The organism is Mangrovimonas xylaniphaga, assembly GCF_001280435.1.
In the GTDB taxonomy this organism is placed as follows: Bacteria; Bacteroidota; Bacteroidia; order Flavobacteriales; family Flavobacteriaceae; genus Mangrovimonas_A; species Mangrovimonas_A xylaniphaga.
This window is the reverse complement of record NZ_LBIP01000013.1, coordinates 202,528-218,783: the sequence shown is the minus strand read 5'-3', so window position 1 is coordinate 218,783 and position 16,256 is coordinate 202,528. Positions and strand designations below refer to the sequence as shown.

Genomic DNA, 16,256 nt, shown 5'->3' with positions numbered 1-16,256 from the left:
GGTGTAAGGTGTCTTGTTTTGAAGGACCTTAATTTTTTATAACATGCACCCAAGATACTAATTTGAAAGTGTTTTCTGGTTACAAAAGACGTTATAAGGTGTTTGTTGCTGATTTAATTTTGACTTAAGTGCCTTCTTTTTTTAGAGGATAGCATTAACAGAGATGAAGGATTTGCTTGCGAGCAGTAGTTTAATCTTCAAATAATTTCCAAATTTCAGGAAATTCATTTTCTAAATGATCTTCTTTCCATTCCTTACCTGACAATTTTTGTTTTTTTACTCTCACAGGAGACATTAATTCTCCAGTTTTATTTTCATAAACATTTTCTGAAAGCCGTAGCATTTCCTCTAGTTGAGGGTCTTCATCAAAATATTGTTTTAATTTCGAAAGGTTTAGATTTTTAATGTCCTTGAATGCCTTTTGTCCTTTAGAAATTACCCAAGCTTTGAAATAATCAAATTCATCATCTCCACACCCACGTCTTACAATATAGGCCAATGCCCAAATTTCCTGTCGATTCAGTTCTTGGTATATTGTTAAAAACACTCTTTCAAAGCGTCTTATTTCTGAAGGTTTGAATTCCTCCAATTGGAATGATAAATTTTCAATAAAATCAATTTTATCTTCAGACTTATTTCTATTGGTCTCAATGAGTTCCCAAAATATATTTTCATCCATCTTTCTCTTATCCGTTGTTTTTTTGGGTTTGGGTTTTTCTAATTTGTCAACAGTTTTTATAAGTTCATTTACTTTCCTTATTTCGTCTTCCACACAAAGTATTGTTAATCCATGGCGGAATCTGTTCAGTCCTTCCAAAGTAAACTTTTGATACTCAAAAGTTTTTTTTGTACCATCCCAATATTTTGTTTTTTTACCAAGTTCTTTATGCCACTCCCATAAACTCTCAAAACGATGTCTTAAAATTCCCTTCCAAAACTTTATAAATTCCTTTTCAAGCTTGTTTTCTAATAAGTGATTTTCCAATGGCTCGAAGAATTCATCCCATTGTCCTAAATCCCAGTTTTCGTGAATGAAAGCAATTAGTTCGGAATATCTTTTGTTTTCAATCCAAATGTCCCTTAAGTCTTCATCCGTTTTTTCTATTGATTGTTCCGGAAGGTTCTTTGTTTTTCTTAAATTGTGAAGTGCACAGGCTTCATCTAAAAATTTTCCGTAGCTCAAAATATTCTTTTTAATTGCCGCAATTTATGGTGAAAAAGTGAATTTATTAATGATGGTTTATGTGTTCTTCTAAATCTACTTTATTTTAATAAAAAGAACCTTTGTGTGAAGTTGTAATATCCCTAAAATATGCTCTATAGCATCCCTATATCAACCCCATATCAACCCTATAGTAACCCTATAGTAACCCTATGGATACTCCATGGGAACCTATACCTTAAAATAACATCTTATGAATGGTATAAATTGTTGACCCGTTGCAATAAGGTAGGATGCGAATAGTGTACCCAAACATAGGCGGGGTGTGGTGTAAGGTTGCTCAAACTGTTTTTGGAAAGCTTTTTTAGTCCACTTACCAATGGCGCTGCTTTATAGGTGTTTTTGGCATAGTTGTCTGCCTGATATTCAAAAGCACGTGAAAAATGGTTCATCACCAAACTTGTCAATTCCGAAATTGGTGCATATAGCAGCCCAAAAGCCACCAAGCCCACATGGAAACTCGGAACACTCACGCCCAGGGCATGCGATAATAATGGATTGGAAATAAAAATGGATAAAATAAATAAGGTGGCTCCAGTTAGTAATAGCGAGGCTATCAAATTAAAAATGATATGGTGTTTTTTGTAGTGTCCTACCTCATGGGCCAACACGGCTACAATTTCATCTTCTTCCAAATCCTTGACAAGCGTATCGTATAAAGTCACGCGTTTTTGACTTCCAAATCCCGAAAAATAGGCATTGGCTTTGGTGGAGCGTTTGGAACCATCAATCACAAAAATATTGTCCAGTTGAAATCCAACCGATTGAGCGTATTCCGAAATTTTTTCACGCAAGGGACCATCTTCCAAAGGACTTTGTTTGTTGAACAGAGGCACAATAAGTTTGGAGTAAAACATATTCATTACCACAGAAAAAAGTGCAATGACGCCCCATGCATATAGCCAAAAGCGCTCTTGGGTGAGTTGGTAGATCCAAATAATCAAGGCCAGCAAACCTCCTCCCACAATAGCGCCCATGAGTAGTCCTTTAAGCTTATCCAAAATAAAAGTTCCTTTACTGGTTTTATTGAATCCAAAACGCTCTTCAATTACAAAAGTTCGGTAGTATGAAAACGGTAAACTCACTAACTGACTTGCCAACATGATAATTCCAAAGAATATCAAGGCAATCACAATAGGATGGTTGCTGAAATTTCGAGCCCATTGATCGACATACTCAAAACCGCCAAAGATTAAAAAGGCAAGTGTTGTTAGTATTGAAAAACTGGAACTCCATAAACCAAAACGATAGTTGGTAGCTTTATAATCCTGTGATTTCTTATAGGCTTCTTCATCATATACATCATGCAATTCTTGTGGAATAGGATCTTTAAAATGTTTGGCGTTTAGGGCGTCCAACACTTTGTCGACGATAAAATCCAGAATAATAATGGCAATGATGATATAGAATAGGGTTTGGGAGTTCATAAGAGTTTAGTGAAAATAAATGGATTTTTGATTATAAAAACTGACGCTGTCTTTTGGCTTCAAATATCAGGATACCAGCAGCCACCGAAACATTCATGGAATCTATAGCGCCTTGCATAGGAATGATAATGTTTTGTGTTGAATTGGTGCGCCATTCGTCGCTAAGGCCAGTATCTTCAGTGCCTACCACCAAAGCAGTAGGGCCTGTGTAATCTTGGGTGTGATATCCCACCGAAGCCTGTAACGCGGCGCAATACATAGCAATGTGATGTTTTTTTAAAAAGGCAATAATATCGGAGGTGCTACCTACGGCAATCGTGTTGGTAAAGACACATCCCACGCTGGAGCGGATGATATTTGGGTTGTATAAATCGGTTTTGGGGTTAGCGATAATCACGGCGTCCACATTGGCAGCATCGGCTGTACGAAGTAAAGCGCCTATGTTTCCTGGTTTTTCAGGGGCTTCGGCTACCATTATTAATGGGGCCTTCGAGTTTAATTTTAGTTGACCTAATTCATGTTGTTTACATTTTGCCACAGCAATAATACCTTCTGTACTGTCTCTATGAGCTAGTTTTTGGAACACATCTTTAGATATTTCAATTATTTCGGCTGATTTAGGAAGCAAATTGCGCAATGTTTCTTCACTGCAAAGTTCAGGAAGGAATAATACTTGCTCTATAGTATAGCCGCCTCCAATGGCTAATGACAGTTCGCGCTGTCCTTCAATAATAAATTCTCCTGATTTTTTCCGCGCTCTCGATTTGTCCTTCAACTGTTGAAGGTGTTTTATGAGAGGGTTTTGTACACTTGTAATTACTTTGCCCATACTGTTCACAAAAGTAGGAATTAATTGGTTATCCTAAAGAGCGATTAAATATTGAATTAATGCTCTGGATTGGCCTCAAAATAATTAACCAATAGTGCCACCACATAGCTGTAACTTTCCATGCCATCGGTTTGGTTATTGGCCTTTAAAAAATTGTCATAAGTAGTTTTGAATACCGGTTCCAATGGGTTTTGGTAACGCATCCAAAAGTCACGTGATTCCTGGTAGTTTTTTAATACCCCTTTATTCACTTTGGTCAGCATTTCATCATACGTTTCGGGATTCCTACGGTAGATTTCCAAAAGACAGTGGCGTAGAGCAAAAGCATATCCTGAATATTGAAAATACCTATCAGGATGGTGTATAGCGGCCATACAGCCTATAAAATTGGCTTCATTTTCTGCGGCATATCCCAATTGGTGTGCCACTTCATGACTGGCAGTTGTAGGGTACTTCCAAATAGGAATCATCCCGTCTATTTGAGCTTCATTGGTAAACGGATTCAAATAGCCGCTAAATCCCATATAGGTGAGTGGCAAACTATAAATCGAACATTTGATACTTTTTGGTGCATATGCCAAATGGGGGTATTCTTTAGACAGTATTTCATAGCCTTTTGGAACGGCTTGAAGCAATTCTTTTTGATCATAAGGCATGACTACTTCAAGCGTGTCGTTGTGGGTAATGGAAGTATGCAGGCTGTTGACCTTTTCAGTAAGGCGTTCAGCGGTTACCAAAAGGGCTTCGGTAGTATAATCCTTTTCCAAACCTAAAGATTGGTGTAGTGGTAAACGGTAGTAATTAAAGGCCCATAACATATGAAAGGCCAAATAGCCCATCGACAAAGCCATAAGAACATCTATAGCCCAAGACTTAAAATTCTTGAACATACGTTTTCTATTGGTATAAAGCCATCTTAAAATGTAAATGCCTACCAGTGTATAAAACACATCTCCAATTGAAAAAGGAAGCCATCCAAAGGCAAAGCGCATCGCTTTGGAAATCCAAACATACAGTCCATGGCTATACCAACGCTCGACAAATTCGGGGAACTTCGCTATAAGCTTGATGAAGGCGATTTGGAGGAGAATGGAAAAGGCAATAAAAAGGCGGCCAAAGTTCTGCATACTTCAAATGTAATAAAAAGAAGCAGATCTGTGACTCTTAATTGTGGACTTCAATTTGTACCTTTGTGCAACTTTAAGCTAATACATATGAATTCAGAAATAAGACAGTTGGAACCAAAGGCGTTATGGAATAAATTCGCCGATTTGAATGCTGTTCCAAGACCGTCAAAAAAGGAAGAACGTGTGATTGCGTTCATGAAAGAATTTGGTGAAAATCTAGGATTGGAAACCATTGTGGACAAGGTTGGCAATGTCATCATTAAAAAGCCTGCAACCTCTGGAATGGAGGATAGGAAAACTATTGTGATGCAATCGCATTTGGATATGGTACACCAAAAAAATAACGATACCAATTTCGATTTTGATACCCAGGGCATCGAGATGTATGTGGACGGTGATTGGGTACGTGCCAAAGGAACGACCCTTGGTGCCGATAACGGTTTGGGCGTGGCTACCATTATGGCTATTTTGGAAAGCAGCGATATTGAGCACCCAGCCATTGAGGCTTTGTTTACCATAGATGAAGAAACGGGAATGACCGGTGCCATGGGATTGGAAGGCGGTTTGTTGGAGGGTGAGATTTTATTGAATCTTGACACCGAAGAGGACGATGAAATCGGTGTAGGATGTGCTGGTGGCGTAGATGTTACGGCTACACGCAGTTATGAAGAGGAAGAAACTCCAGAATTTAAAATGGGATTCAGCATTGAGGTGAAAGGGCTTCAAGGAGGCCATTCTGGAATGCAGATCCATGAAGGTTTGGGCAATGCCAACAAAATCATGAACCGTTTGTTGTTTGATGGGTTTGAAAACTTTGGTTTGCGAATTTCTGAAATCAACGGAGGTGGTTTGCGCAATGCTATTCCAAGAGAAAGCAAAGCCATTGTGGCCATAGATAGCATGCACGAAGAAGTGTTTATTGCTGAAACCAATGATTTGGCAGATGAAATCAAAGCAGAATTAAAAACCATGGAACCGGATTTGGAAATCATCGTGACCAAAACTGAAACTCCAGAGCGTATTATGGATCTTGGCGTTCAGGAAGGGTTTACAAGAGCCTTGTATGCGGCTTGGAATGGGGTGTATCGTATGAGTGCCGATATTCCTGGTTTGGTGGAAACGTCCAACAACATTGCCAATGTGGTAATCAAGGATGGTGAAATAAAAGTTGGATGTTTGACGCGTTCTTCTGTAGAAAGTTCCAAGTGGGATTTGGCCAACACGCTTAGGGCAGCTTTTGAACTGACAGGTTGCGAAGTAGAATTCAGTGGGGATTACCCGGGATGGACGCCAAATATGGATTCTGATATTTTGAAGGTGATGGTGCCTTTGTATAAAGAATTGAATCAAGGTGAAGAACCTCATGTAGCTGCTTGCCATGCCGGTTTGGAATGTGGTATTTTAGGGACCAATTATCCTGAGATGGACATGATTAGTTTTGGGCCAAATATTAAGGGGGCACACTCTCCTGATGAACGTGCACAGATTTCTTCAACTCAAAAATATTGGAAGTTTGTATTGGAAATCCTTAAAGCGATTCCAAAGAAATAGGAACATATTTACCTAAAATAAAAAAAGCCGCTTAATAGCGGCTTTTTAAGTTATATCTGTTAAGAGAATTATTTAGTAATCTCAACCATTTCAATGATGAAAATCAAATCTGATTTTGCTGGAATTGGCCCCATAGCACGCTCTCCGTACGCCAAGTGGTATGGCAAGTAGAAATACGCACGGTCACCAACTTTTAAAGCAGCAACACCTTCTTTAAATCCAGGAATCATGTTGGCGTCTGGACTAACCTTCATTGGCATAGGCTCGTAACCACCTTGTTGGTCTCTCATTTCATTGAACATTCCGTGTCTTTCAGAAACTTCCTTAACGTTACTGTCAAACAAACGACCATCTGCAAAGTAACCTTCATAGTTTACTTTTGCCATGTCTCCAGTGTTTGGTTTTTCACCGGTTCCTTCGGTAATCACATACATTTTCAATCCAGAAGGAAGCGTAGTGGCTTTAGTGTTGTATTCATCTAAAGTCGCTTTAAAAGCAGCGCCAGCTTCAGCATTTTTAGCTTCTTTGGCCAAACGCTCTTCTTCAGCTTTTTTCTTAGCTTCTTCTCTTAAGGCTTTTTGCTTGTCCTTGATTTTAGGAAGTTCTTCCATATACACTTTAGGTGCATCGAAGTTTTTAGCAGCCGATCCTTTTCTGATAATGTTTAATTCTTGAATCACAACGTCTTCTTTTGGCTTGTCTCCTGGCTTAGAAGTTTCTACATTGGAAATGCTGTCTTGAATTTCAAGACCTAAAACCAACTCTCCGAAAACAGCGTGACGGTTGTTTAGGTTTGGCGTAGGAACTTCGGTAATGAAAAACTGGCTTCCATTGGTAGCAGGACCAGAATTTGCCATAGATAAAATACCTGGCTTGTCATGCTTTAAGTCTGGGTTGAATTCATCTTCAAATTTATACCCTGGATCTCCAGTACCTGTAGCAGTTGGGTCTCCTCCTTGGATCATAAATTGATCGATAACGCGGTGGAACGTCGTTCCGTTGTAATATTTCTTTCCTTTATATTCTTCCTTTACCATTGGGTGGGTCCCTTCGGCCAGGGCAACAAAATTTGCAACGGTTACCGGAACTTTGTCGTAATATAGTTTAGCGACCATGGTTCCTTTGTTGGTAACAAATTCAGCATATAAACCATCCTCTAGGTCAGGATACTTGTCATTACATGCCGTGGTTGTCATTAAGGCAACAAGAAAAAATAATTGCAATACTTTGTTTTTCATGTTTCTCATATTAATCATTTTGGGTTTGGGTTATAGTATTAACTGTGACTTTACAAATGAGTGGGGTATTGGTGCCAATTCTGTTGGAATCGCCGTAATACCCGTAGGCTTTTTGGGACGGAAAGAAAAAGGTTACCGTTTCGCCCGGTTTCATTAATTTAAGACCTTCACGAAGGCCTGTGAACAACTCTTCCTTGTCCATGGCATAGTCCATTGGGACAATTTCTTCTTCGGAATAGATCTGGTTGCCGCTTAAATCGGTGACACTGTAATCGAAGTTGACAATGTCACCAAAATTTGCAGTGATGGTATCCTGTTCAACCTTGGTATTATAGTAGTACCAAAATCCGCTCTCTGAAGCTATATAAGTGTTGCTGGTATCTTTTTTTATGATGCCTTCAATAAATTCGTGTTCCTTTTGGTTGAGCTTGATATTGCGCTCTACCGAGAGATTGATGAAGGACCCTTTGTTGACCGTAACCGGTTTACGGGCTTCGGGAGATTTACAGGCCATGGCACAACTTGCCAAGAGCCCCATTAGTATATATTTATTCATGACTTAGGACATGTTTATAGCTTGGTAATATACTAATAAATTTTTCAATAGTGGCCTCTAAAGACAAATCGCTTTTACCCCCAGCAGCATTGGTGTGGCCGCCACCTTCAAAATGGGCGCGGGATAATTCGTTCACCGAGAAATCTCCCTTGCTGCGCAATGAGATTTTTACAATGCCTTCCTGTTGGTTTTCAATAAAGATAACCGCCAGGACAACCCCCTCTACGGAAAGTCCGTAATTCACAAAACCTTCGGTATCTCCTTTTTTAAAGTTGAAGGTGTTCAGGTCTTCTTGGGTCAGGGAAATATAGGCTGTTTTATATTCGGGCAAAACCGTAAGATTGCTTAGCGCTCGGCCTAACAGTTGCAGGCGGTCGAAGGAATTGGTGTCGTATATATTGTTATGAATCTGGGCGTTTTGGGCGCCTTGGTCTATTAAATGCGCAATCACCCTATGTGTGGTGCTTGTGGTAGACGCAAAACGGAAGGATCCTGTATCTGTCATGATGCCTGTGTAAAGACAGGTAGCAATGTCTTGATCGATAGCTTCCAAATCTCCTAACTTATCAATAAAATGATAAACCATTTCACAGGTAGAGGACATGCCCACTTCAGAATAGGTGTAGAGCGCATAATCGTCTGGCTGTTGATGGTGGTCGATCATGATTTTAATGGCTTCGGAAGTCTTTACAGGCGTTTCCATATCACCGATACGATTTAGGGCATTAAAATCTAATGTAAAAATCAAATCAGCATTTTTAAGAAACTCATCACTTTCTTTACGACTGAACTCATATTTTAGAACAAGTTCATCGGCAGGCATCCATTTTAAAAAGTCAGGATAATCGTTGGGAGCAATGACTCTTACCTCGTGATCCAGTTTTTTAAGATAGTGGTATAGGGCCAAAGAGGCGCCCATGGCATCGCCATCTGGATTCTTGTGAGGAATGATTACAATATGTTTTGGTCTGCTTAAAAGCGTTTGGATGTTCTTGATATCTTGCTTTGTCATAGAGGGCGAAGATACAATTTTTTAATAATGGTTTATGTGGTTTTTATGAAGAAATGCATTACTTTTGCACCCAAATTACGGGGAGCCTATAGGTTAGCGCCTAAACCCTTTACCGTGATGGAAACAAACGTAAAATCTGAATAATTTAATATAATAAAATGGCAACAAATAGAACATTTACAATGCTTAAGCCAGATTCTGTTGAAAAAGGGAATATTGGTGCGATTTTGGAGAAAATTACAGCTTCTGGATTTAGAATTGTAGCAATGAAATTAACTCAAATGACTGCTGCAGATGCTGAGGCTTTCTACGCAATCCACAAAGAAAGACCTTTCTTTGGAGAGTTGGTAGAATATATGACCCGTGGTCCTATTGTAGCGGCTATCTTGGAAAAAGAAAATGCTGTTGAGGATTTTAGAACTTTGATTGGAGCTACCAATCCTGCTGAAGCTGCTGAGGGAACTATCCGTCAAATGTATGCTGAGTCTATTGGGGAGAATGCTGTTCACGGAAGTGATAGCGATGAAAATGCTGCCATTGAAGGTGCATTCCACTTTGCAGGAAGAGAAATGTTTTAAGGTACATTTACCATAAACAGAAAAACGCAACGATACCGTTGCGTTTTTTGTTTTTATAGGGTTTTGCTTTTAACGAAGTACAAGGGTTTTGATGACTTCCTTGCCCAAGGATTCGTTGAGCATGCTGATAATTTTTTCCTTGCCGTAACTCAATTCTTCCCGAAGTACACTAGAGCTCAGTTGCACATACAAGGTGTCTCGCTCCAATTGAATGGCCGTGGTATAGTTGTTCACGCCATTTCCCATCATTTTTGCCCAGGCATCCCTTACATCTATTTTGTCCAGACCGCCTTGCAGATTATTGGTATCTACAAATTCCTTGAGTACCTCACTGATGCTTAAATATTCACTGTGCCGTTTTGCCATTAATTGATGCGTTCTAAAGGTTCATAACGACTGTAAAGGTACAAATCTTTCTGTGCATTGACGATTAAAAGTTTGTCCTCGGTAGCCTTTAGGACGGTTTCCTTCCAGTTGGAAAAAGGAGTGGTATACTCCAAAATCAAACTGTCATGCTGTATGATAGCCTTGATATTTTCAGCATCACCAGAAGTTTTAAATGTGCCTTCCAAAGTAGGTGTCAATTTTTTTCTGAACCCAACCAAACTGTCATTAAGTTCTATAAAATCTATGGTATTGCTGAAGGTGTATTCCCGTTTGGAGCCATCGGCCAAAGTGACTTCCTTGATTTCCCAGTAACCATTGAGATATTGCAGGGATGTTTCTGGATTTTTTCCACAATGAAATAGTGTGAAACAGGCTAAAACTGTAAAGAAAAGTTTGAATTTCATCTGTTATAAACTTTGAATTCCAAAGGTCTGCCATCCTATGGGAAAATACAAGGATTGTCTTTTCTTTTTAAGATGAAAGAGGATTTACAGTTTAAAAATCTTGTAAGATTGGTGAATTTGCTTGATGATGTTTTCGGTACGGTCGGCATGGGTATCGCTTAAAAACAATTGCCCAAAATGTTCGTGGTCCACCAAACTGATAATTTGGGCTACGCGATGTTCGTCCAGTTTGTCAAAAATGTCATCCAAAAGTAGGATGGGAGTAACGCCGCTTTGCTGTTTTATAAAGTCGAATTGTGCCAATTTCAAGGCAATTAAAAAGGACTTTTGCTGACCTTGACTTCCAAATTTCTTGATGGGGTAATCCTCTATTTCAAAGTTAAGGTCGTCCTTATGGATGCCTCTACTAGTGTATTGCAACGCCTTGTCCTTGTTCAGATTTTGGGCAAAAAGCTCTAATAGGTCGTGCTCAAAAAGATCGCTTTTGTAACTGAGGTTCACGGTTTCCATGCTATTGCTTATGGCTTCATAGCGCGATTTGAAAATAGGGATGAAAGTTTTTAAAAATTCATCACGGGTATTAAAAATAGCGGTGCCGTACTGGTGCAATTGTTCGTTGTACACTTCCAGGGTTTGGGCATTGAACGTGTTGTTCAGGGCGAAAAATTTCAATAGGGCATTCCGTTGCGAAAGCACCTTGTTGTAATTGATGAGGTTATTTAAATATACCTTGTCGCTTTGCGAAATGACGCTGTCTATGAACTTGCGTCGTGTTTCGCTGCCTTCCAAAATCAAGTCCCTATCGGCAGGAGAAATGATCACCAATGGAATAAAGCCAATGTGGTCACTAAATTTATCGTAAACCTTGGCATTGCGTTTAATGACTTTTTTCTGGCCTTTTTTAAGGGATACAATAATTTTTTCGGAGCGTTCTTCACGGTCAAAAACACCATCTATTACAAAAAAGTCTTCACCATGTTTAATGTTCTGGGAGGCAATAGGGTTGAAGTAGCTTTTTCCAAAGGATAAATGGTAAATAGCATCCAGCACATTGGTTTTTCCAATGCCATTGGCTCCAACAAAACAATTGATTTTGGCATCAAACGTAAAGGATTGGCTTTCAAAATTCTTGTAGTTGATTAATGAAAGAGACTTTAAAATCATAAAATGAGAATGTAAGATGTGTTTTTGCTCCAGTTCTGCAAAAGGCGGTGCAAATTATTAAAAATAACAAAAAAATTGCCTTTTATTTATCAATAAAAATTTTATTTTTGCGGCGCATTAATACAGAATATATGGCAACTTACAAGAAAAGAGGATATAAACCAAAGACTAAAGTAGAACCACAGGAAGAAGAGATTGTAGACGAGCACTCAACTACAGCTGAGGTGTTTAACACCTTAGATGAGTCCGCATCAAAAACTGAAGAATGGGCCGAAAAGAACCAAAAGACTATTTTGGTTGCCGTAGGAGCCGTAGCGGTTTTTATTTTGGGATATTTGGGGTATAACAAATTTATTGCCGAGCCAAAAGCTGAAGAAGCTATGAACGACATGTTCACTGCACAACAGTATTTTGACCAAGCGGTAAACGGTACTGAAAAAGATTCTCTTTACACCTTGGCCTTGGAAGGTTCTGGAGGAAAGTTTGGAATGGTGGATATTGCTGACAAGTACAGCGGGACTCCAGCAGGAAACTTAGCCAATTATTATGCAGGTATGGCGTATTTAAACCTTAAGGATTACAAAAACGCCATTGAATATCTACAAAACTTTTCAAGTAGTGATATCATGTTGGCTCCTTTGGCAAAAGGAGGTATTGGAGATGCCTTTGTGCAATTGGATCAATTGGATGATGCTCTAGGGTACTATGAGCAGGCTATTAATGCTTCAGCCAACGAATTTACTACACCATTGTATTTGTTTAAGGCGGCAACTCTTGCTAACAAGTTGGGAGATGCCAACAAAGCCTTGACTTACTTTAAGCGTATCAAAAATGAATTTCCAGACTCTACGGAAGCTACAAATATTGATGTTTTCATAGGTAGAGCGGAAGCAGCTCTATAATATGGCAACAACAAATTTATCTCAATACGATAAAAACACAATCCCAAACGCGAAGGACTTTCGGTTTGGGATTGTTGTTTCAGAATGGAACGATAACATCACCGAAGGACTGGCCCAAGGGGCTTATGACACTTTGGTAGAACACGGGACTCTTCCCGAAAATATACTGCAATGGCATGTCCCGGGAAGCTACGAGCTTATCTACGGAAGCAAAAAAATGCAGGAACAACAAGTAGATGCCGTAATTGCTATAGGTAGTGTGATCCAAGGAGAAACCAAGCATTTTGATTTTGTATGCGAAGCCGTTTCCCAAGGCATCAAGGATTTGAATGTACAGCACGATATCCCTGTGATCTTTTGTGTGTTGACAGACAATACCATGCAGCAGGCCATAGACCGTTCCGGTGGGAAACATGGAAACAAAGGGGTAGAAGCAGCCGTAGCGGCCATTAAAATGGCTGTACTGCGCCAAAACGCTTAGTACCAATCCGATTCCAACGTCAATTTTTTTAAGTTGGGTGTGTTAACATTTTTTAGCATACCAAGCATGATATTTCCTTGTATTTTAAGTACATTTGAAGTGTAATAGTGACGAAATTTTATAGTGAATTTATTTGGCCAACGTAAAAATAAGCGGTACAGCTATACTCCCAAACATCTAAAAAGTGAGGAGAAGGAAGCCAGAGACACTATGGAGTCGCAATGGAAGGAAGTTAGGGATGCTAACCGCCGAAAAAAATCTTTTTTTACCTCGCTTCCTTTTTTGGTCTTATTTTTGATTACTGTTCTAGTACTACTATACATTTTAAGTCGTTACGAATAACAGATACATTATGGGAATATTTAGCTTAAAAAAGAACAAGAAATTCGAGTATACACCACGATATTATAAAGGTGAAGGAAGTCCTTATGAGCTGAAGCATAAATTTGATGACTACAGGCAGACCGTAGGCAACAACAGAGGTCTGAAAACCAAGGTCAACAATGCTTTGGAAGATTATAAGAACAACCCAGACACCATGGGCGCCAACCAGCGTGTCCTGATTATTGTGGGAATCTTGATTCTGATATTCCTTATTATCATCGATTTCGATTTATCTATATTCTTTTCAAAACCCTAATGGCAGACATCATTCAACTCTTACCTGATCACGTTGCCAATCAAATAGCTGCCGGTGAAGTGGTGCAAAGGCCTGCTTCCGTGGTAAAGGAACTTATGGAAAATGCTATTGATGCCGACGCCAATCAGGTAAAACTTATTATAAAAGAAGCGGGAAAAACGCTCATTCAGGTTATCGACAATGGGAAGGGGATGAGCCCTACCGATGCACGGTTGAGTTTTGAGCGCCATGCCACCTCCAAAATCAGGGCAGCTGAAGATTTGTTCAGTTTGCATACCAAAGGTTTTAGGGGAGAGGCTTTGGCCAGTATTGCAGCCATTGCCCATGTAGAGCTTAAAACCCGTCAACGCGAAGAGGAATTAGGGACCCAAATTACCATTGAAGGCAGTGAGGTCACCGCGCAAGAAGTGGTGGTCACACCCGAAGGTACCTCGGTAGCTGTGAAGCATTTGTTTTTTAATATTCCGGCACGACGTAACTTTTTAAAGTCCAATACGGTTGAGCTTCGTCATATCATCGATGAGTTTCAGCGTGTAGCTTTGGCGCATCCGGATATCGCCTTTATGATGTATCATAACGGCAGTGAAACCTTTAATTTACCTGCTAGTAATTATAGGCAGCGTGTGGTGAATATTTTTGGAGGCAAGACCAACGAAAAATTGGTGCCCGTAAATGAAGTCACCGAAGTTCTAAAGATTTCGGGCTTTGTTGGAAAACCGGAATTTGCCAAGAAGAACCGTAACGAACAGTTCTTTTTTGTAAATGATCGTTTTATCAAGAGTGCCTATCTCAACCATGCCATCAATTCAGCCTTTGAAGGCTTGATAAAAGATGGGGCGCATCCAAGTTATTTCTTGAATTTGGAGGTAGACCCAAAAACTATCGATATCAATATTCATCCAACCAAAACCGAAATTAAATTTGATGACGAGCATACCTTATATGCCATTATCCGTTCTTCGGTAAAGCACAGTTTGGGGCAGTTCAATATTGCTCCGGTTTTGGATTTCGATTTGGATACCAATTTGGATACGCCTTATGATTATAAAGATAAGAAGGCATCCACACCAACGATAGAAGTGGATAGAAACTTTAATCCGTTTGCGGAGGAGATGAGTACTTCGCGTCAATCTTCTTCTTCTTCTTCTTCTTCTTCTTCTTCTTCTTCTTCTTCTTTTGGAGGAGGAAGCTTTGCAACTACATCGTATAAAAAAGATACAGGAGCTAGTTGGGAGAGTCTTTATGTTGGTTTGGAATCCAAAGGGACTAGAGATGAAGAGGATTTTAGTGAAGTAGAATTTGAAAGTGAGGAAACCACCGAACCATTGTTCCAAGATCATGAAGTAGGGGCGACACAAAACACGTATCAGGTTCATAACAAATACATCGTAAGCACGATTAAGTCGGGGATGTTGGTAATCGACCAGCACCGGGCCCACCAACGTATTCTTTATGAAAACCTGCTGAAAAGTATGACCGTTAGGGAAGCGGTAAGCCAACAGCTACTTTTTCCTTTGGAATTGCACTTTTCATCAAATGAAATTCCTATTTTAGAGAGTCTTAAGGAAGATTTGGAATTTACAGGCTTTGTGTTTTCCCAATTCAGTGAGGATCTTGTTGAGATTACTGGTGTTCCCGTAAATGTGCCCGAGAGTGAAGTGTCCATTATTTTGGAGCAGCTCATCAGCGATGTGGAACAGGAAGTGCCTGATAGTAGTTTTAGTGCCACCGATCTTTTGGCTAAATCCATCGCCAAAAGTTTGGCCATCAAAACAGGACAATCTCTTACAAAGTTAGAACAAGAGCACATGGTTAACAGTCTGTTTGCCTGTAAAGAACCTTCTGTGTCACCAACCAATAGACCAACCTTCATTACGATGAGTGTGGACGATTTGGATAAAAAATTTATGTAGACTATGATTAGGATTACCGATACCGTAAAACATCTCATTATTATTAATGTGATCATGTTTATTGGTACCATTACTATAGGTCATGGCGAATTGTTTTACAAATGGTTTGCCTTGTATTTTCCGAAACATGAATTCTTCCAACCTTGGCAGATTATTACCCATATGTTTATGCATGGCAATATAGCGCACATTGCGTTTAATATGTTGGCTTTATGGATGTTTGGAAGTGCGGTGGAGCAGCAGTTGGGAAATAAGAAATTTTTATTTCTTTATATATCCTCTGGTTTGGGAGCTGTTTTGCTAACGTTCATTGTTTACTATATTCAAATTTTTCCTGATTTAAAAGAAATTTCCTCTTTAGGTTTGCCTACGGATATGGTTCAAGAAATTATTAATCTAGATATCGTTAAAGGAAACTATTATAACGGGGATATCTTATATGATAAAATGCAACCTATTTTCACGACATTTAACGAGAATTTTTCACTAGTGGATAAGAATAGTTTTCAGGCATTTTATCATTTAAATGTTAAAACAAACTCTTCCATGGTGGGGGCCTCCGGATGTATTATGGGATTATTGGCGGCCTTTGGAATGATGAATCCTGAAGCAAAACTTATGTTGATTTTTCTGCCAATCCCTATAAAAGCTAAATATTTTATCCCAGGAATTATCATTTTGGATTTGATTTCGGCGCTTACCGGTCAGTCGTTCTTTAGTCCTAGTAATACAGCTTATATAGCACATATTGGAGGTGCTTTGACAGGATTCCTTATCATGTGGTATTGGAAGAAAACACAGTTCAATAAAAACAGATGGTATTGA

General features: G+C 39.3%; 17 protein-coding genes. 7 read left to right on the top strand and 10 right to left on the bottom strand.

Translation table 11 applies throughout. The annotated features are described in order from the left end of the window. Window positions 1–190 precede the first annotated feature (190 nt). The 4 genes from ZA06_RS01095 to ZA06_RS01080 form a co-directional block, all read right to left on the bottom strand. On the bottom strand, window positions 191–985 hold the full coding sequence (locus ZA06_RS01095) for a DUF4240 domain-containing protein (RefSeq protein ID WP_157503036.1): 795 nt from the start codon (window positions 983–985) through the stop codon (window positions 191–193). A gap of 428 nt (window positions 986–1,413) precedes the next feature. Continuing rightward, window positions 1,414–2,649, bottom strand: coding sequence for a M48 family metallopeptidase (locus ZA06_RS01090; RefSeq protein WP_053975567.1), 1,236 nt, complete (start codon window positions 2,647–2,649; stop codon window positions 1,414–1,416). A gap of 31 nt (window positions 2,650–2,680) precedes the next feature. Next, window positions 2,681–3,478, bottom strand: a complete 798-nt coding sequence (locus ZA06_RS01085; RefSeq protein WP_053975566.1) for a TrmH family RNA methyltransferase — start codon at window positions 3,476–3,478, stop codon at window positions 2,681–2,683. A 56-nt stretch (window positions 3,479–3,534) separates the two neighbouring features. After that, a complete protein-coding gene (locus ZA06_RS01080) occupies window positions 3,535–4,605 on the bottom strand; it encodes a DUF3810 domain-containing protein (protein ID WP_053975565.1) in 1,071 nt (356 codons plus the stop codon). Window positions 4,606–4,692: 87 nt separating this feature from the next. On the opposite strand from ZA06_RS01080, the gene ZA06_RS01075 reads away from it, so the two are divergent. Next, window positions 4,693–6,156: an aminoacyl-histidine dipeptidase gene (locus tag ZA06_RS01075; protein WP_053975564.1), complete on the top strand. Its 1,464-nt coding sequence runs from the start codon at window positions 4,693–4,695 to the stop codon at window positions 6,154–6,156. Window positions 6,157–6,224: 68 nt separating this feature from the next. Here ZA06_RS01075 and ZA06_RS01070 read toward each other — a convergent pair whose 3' ends face one another. From ZA06_RS01070 to ZA06_RS01060, 3 genes are read right to left on the bottom strand one after another with little or no spacing between them, the layout of a single operon-like run. Continuing rightward, complete coding sequence (locus tag ZA06_RS01070) at window positions 6,225–7,394, bottom strand: peptidylprolyl isomerase (protein ID WP_053977016.1); 1,170 nt, start codon at window positions 7,392–7,394, stop codon at window positions 6,225–6,227. A gap of 10 nt (window positions 7,395–7,404) precedes the next feature. Then, window positions 7,405–7,950, bottom strand: coding sequence for a gliding motility-associated peptidyl-prolyl isomerase GldI (gldI, locus tag ZA06_RS01065; protein ID WP_053975563.1), 546 nt, complete (start codon window positions 7,948–7,950; stop codon window positions 7,405–7,407). Beyond that, a complete protein-coding gene (locus tag ZA06_RS01060) occupies window positions 7,943–8,962 on the bottom strand; it encodes a DHH family phosphoesterase (RefSeq protein WP_053975562.1) in 1,020 nt (339 codons plus the stop codon). Before ZA06_RS01060 ends, gldI begins: the two co-directional genes overlap by 8 nt. A gap of 158 nt (window positions 8,963–9,120) precedes the next feature. Here ZA06_RS01060 and ZA06_RS01055 point away from each other — a divergent pair, with 158 nt between their 5' ends. Next, the gene (locus ZA06_RS01055) at window positions 9,121–9,540 is read left to right on the top strand and encodes a nucleoside-diphosphate kinase (protein ID WP_053975561.1); all 420 of its coding nucleotides are present in this window, start codon (window positions 9,121–9,123) and stop codon (window positions 9,538–9,540) included. Between the two features lie 69 nt (window positions 9,541–9,609). On the opposite strand, the gene ZA06_RS01050 is transcribed toward ZA06_RS01055, so the two are convergent. From ZA06_RS01050 to recF, 3 genes are all read right to left on the bottom strand, one after another. Further along, the gene (locus tag ZA06_RS01050) at window positions 9,610–9,906 is read right to left on the bottom strand and encodes a DUF721 domain-containing protein (protein ID WP_053975560.1); all 297 of its coding nucleotides are present in this window, start codon (window positions 9,904–9,906) and stop codon (window positions 9,610–9,612) included. Continuing rightward, window positions 9,906–10,331: a lipocalin family protein gene (locus tag ZA06_RS01045; RefSeq protein WP_053975559.1), complete on the bottom strand. Its 426-nt coding sequence runs from the start codon at window positions 10,329–10,331 to the stop codon at window positions 9,906–9,908. The genes ZA06_RS01050 and ZA06_RS01045 overlap by 1 nt, the downstream gene beginning before the upstream one ends. A gap of 84 nt (window positions 10,332–10,415) precedes the next feature. After that, a complete protein-coding gene (gene recF, locus ZA06_RS01040) occupies window positions 10,416–11,495 on the bottom strand; it encodes a DNA replication/repair protein RecF (protein WP_053975558.1) in 1,080 nt (359 codons plus the stop codon). Between the two features lie 131 nt (window positions 11,496–11,626). Here recF and ZA06_RS01035 point away from each other — a divergent pair, with 131 nt between their 5' ends. The 5 genes from ZA06_RS01035 (at window position 11,627) to ZA06_RS01015 (ending at window position 16,256) form a co-directional block, all read left to right on the top strand. Beyond that, the gene (locus ZA06_RS01035; RefSeq protein ID WP_053977015.1) at window positions 11,627–12,397 is read left to right on the top strand and encodes a tetratricopeptide repeat protein; all 771 of its coding nucleotides are present in this window, start codon (window positions 11,627–11,629) and stop codon (window positions 12,395–12,397) included. 1 nt (window position 12,398) lies between these two features. Further along, entirely contained in the window at window positions 12,399–12,878 is a 480-nt protein-coding gene (gene ribH / locus ZA06_RS01030) for a 6,7-dimethyl-8-ribityllumazine synthase (RefSeq protein WP_053975557.1), read from the top strand. A 352-nt stretch (window positions 12,879–13,230) separates the two neighbouring features. After that, window positions 13,231–13,518: a hypothetical protein gene (locus ZA06_RS01025; RefSeq protein ID WP_053975556.1), complete on the top strand. Its 288-nt coding sequence runs from the start codon at window positions 13,231–13,233 to the stop codon at window positions 13,516–13,518. After that, complete coding sequence (gene mutL / locus ZA06_RS01020; RefSeq protein WP_053975555.1) at window positions 13,518–15,431, top strand: DNA mismatch repair endonuclease MutL; 1,914 nt, start codon at window positions 13,518–13,520, stop codon at window positions 15,429–15,431. The genes ZA06_RS01025 and mutL overlap by 1 nt, the downstream gene beginning before the upstream one ends. A gap of 3 nt (window positions 15,432–15,434) precedes the next feature. After that, on the top strand, window positions 15,435–16,256 hold the full coding sequence (locus ZA06_RS01015; protein WP_053975554.1) for a rhomboid family intramembrane serine protease: 822 nt from the start codon (window positions 15,435–15,437) through the stop codon (window positions 16,254–16,256).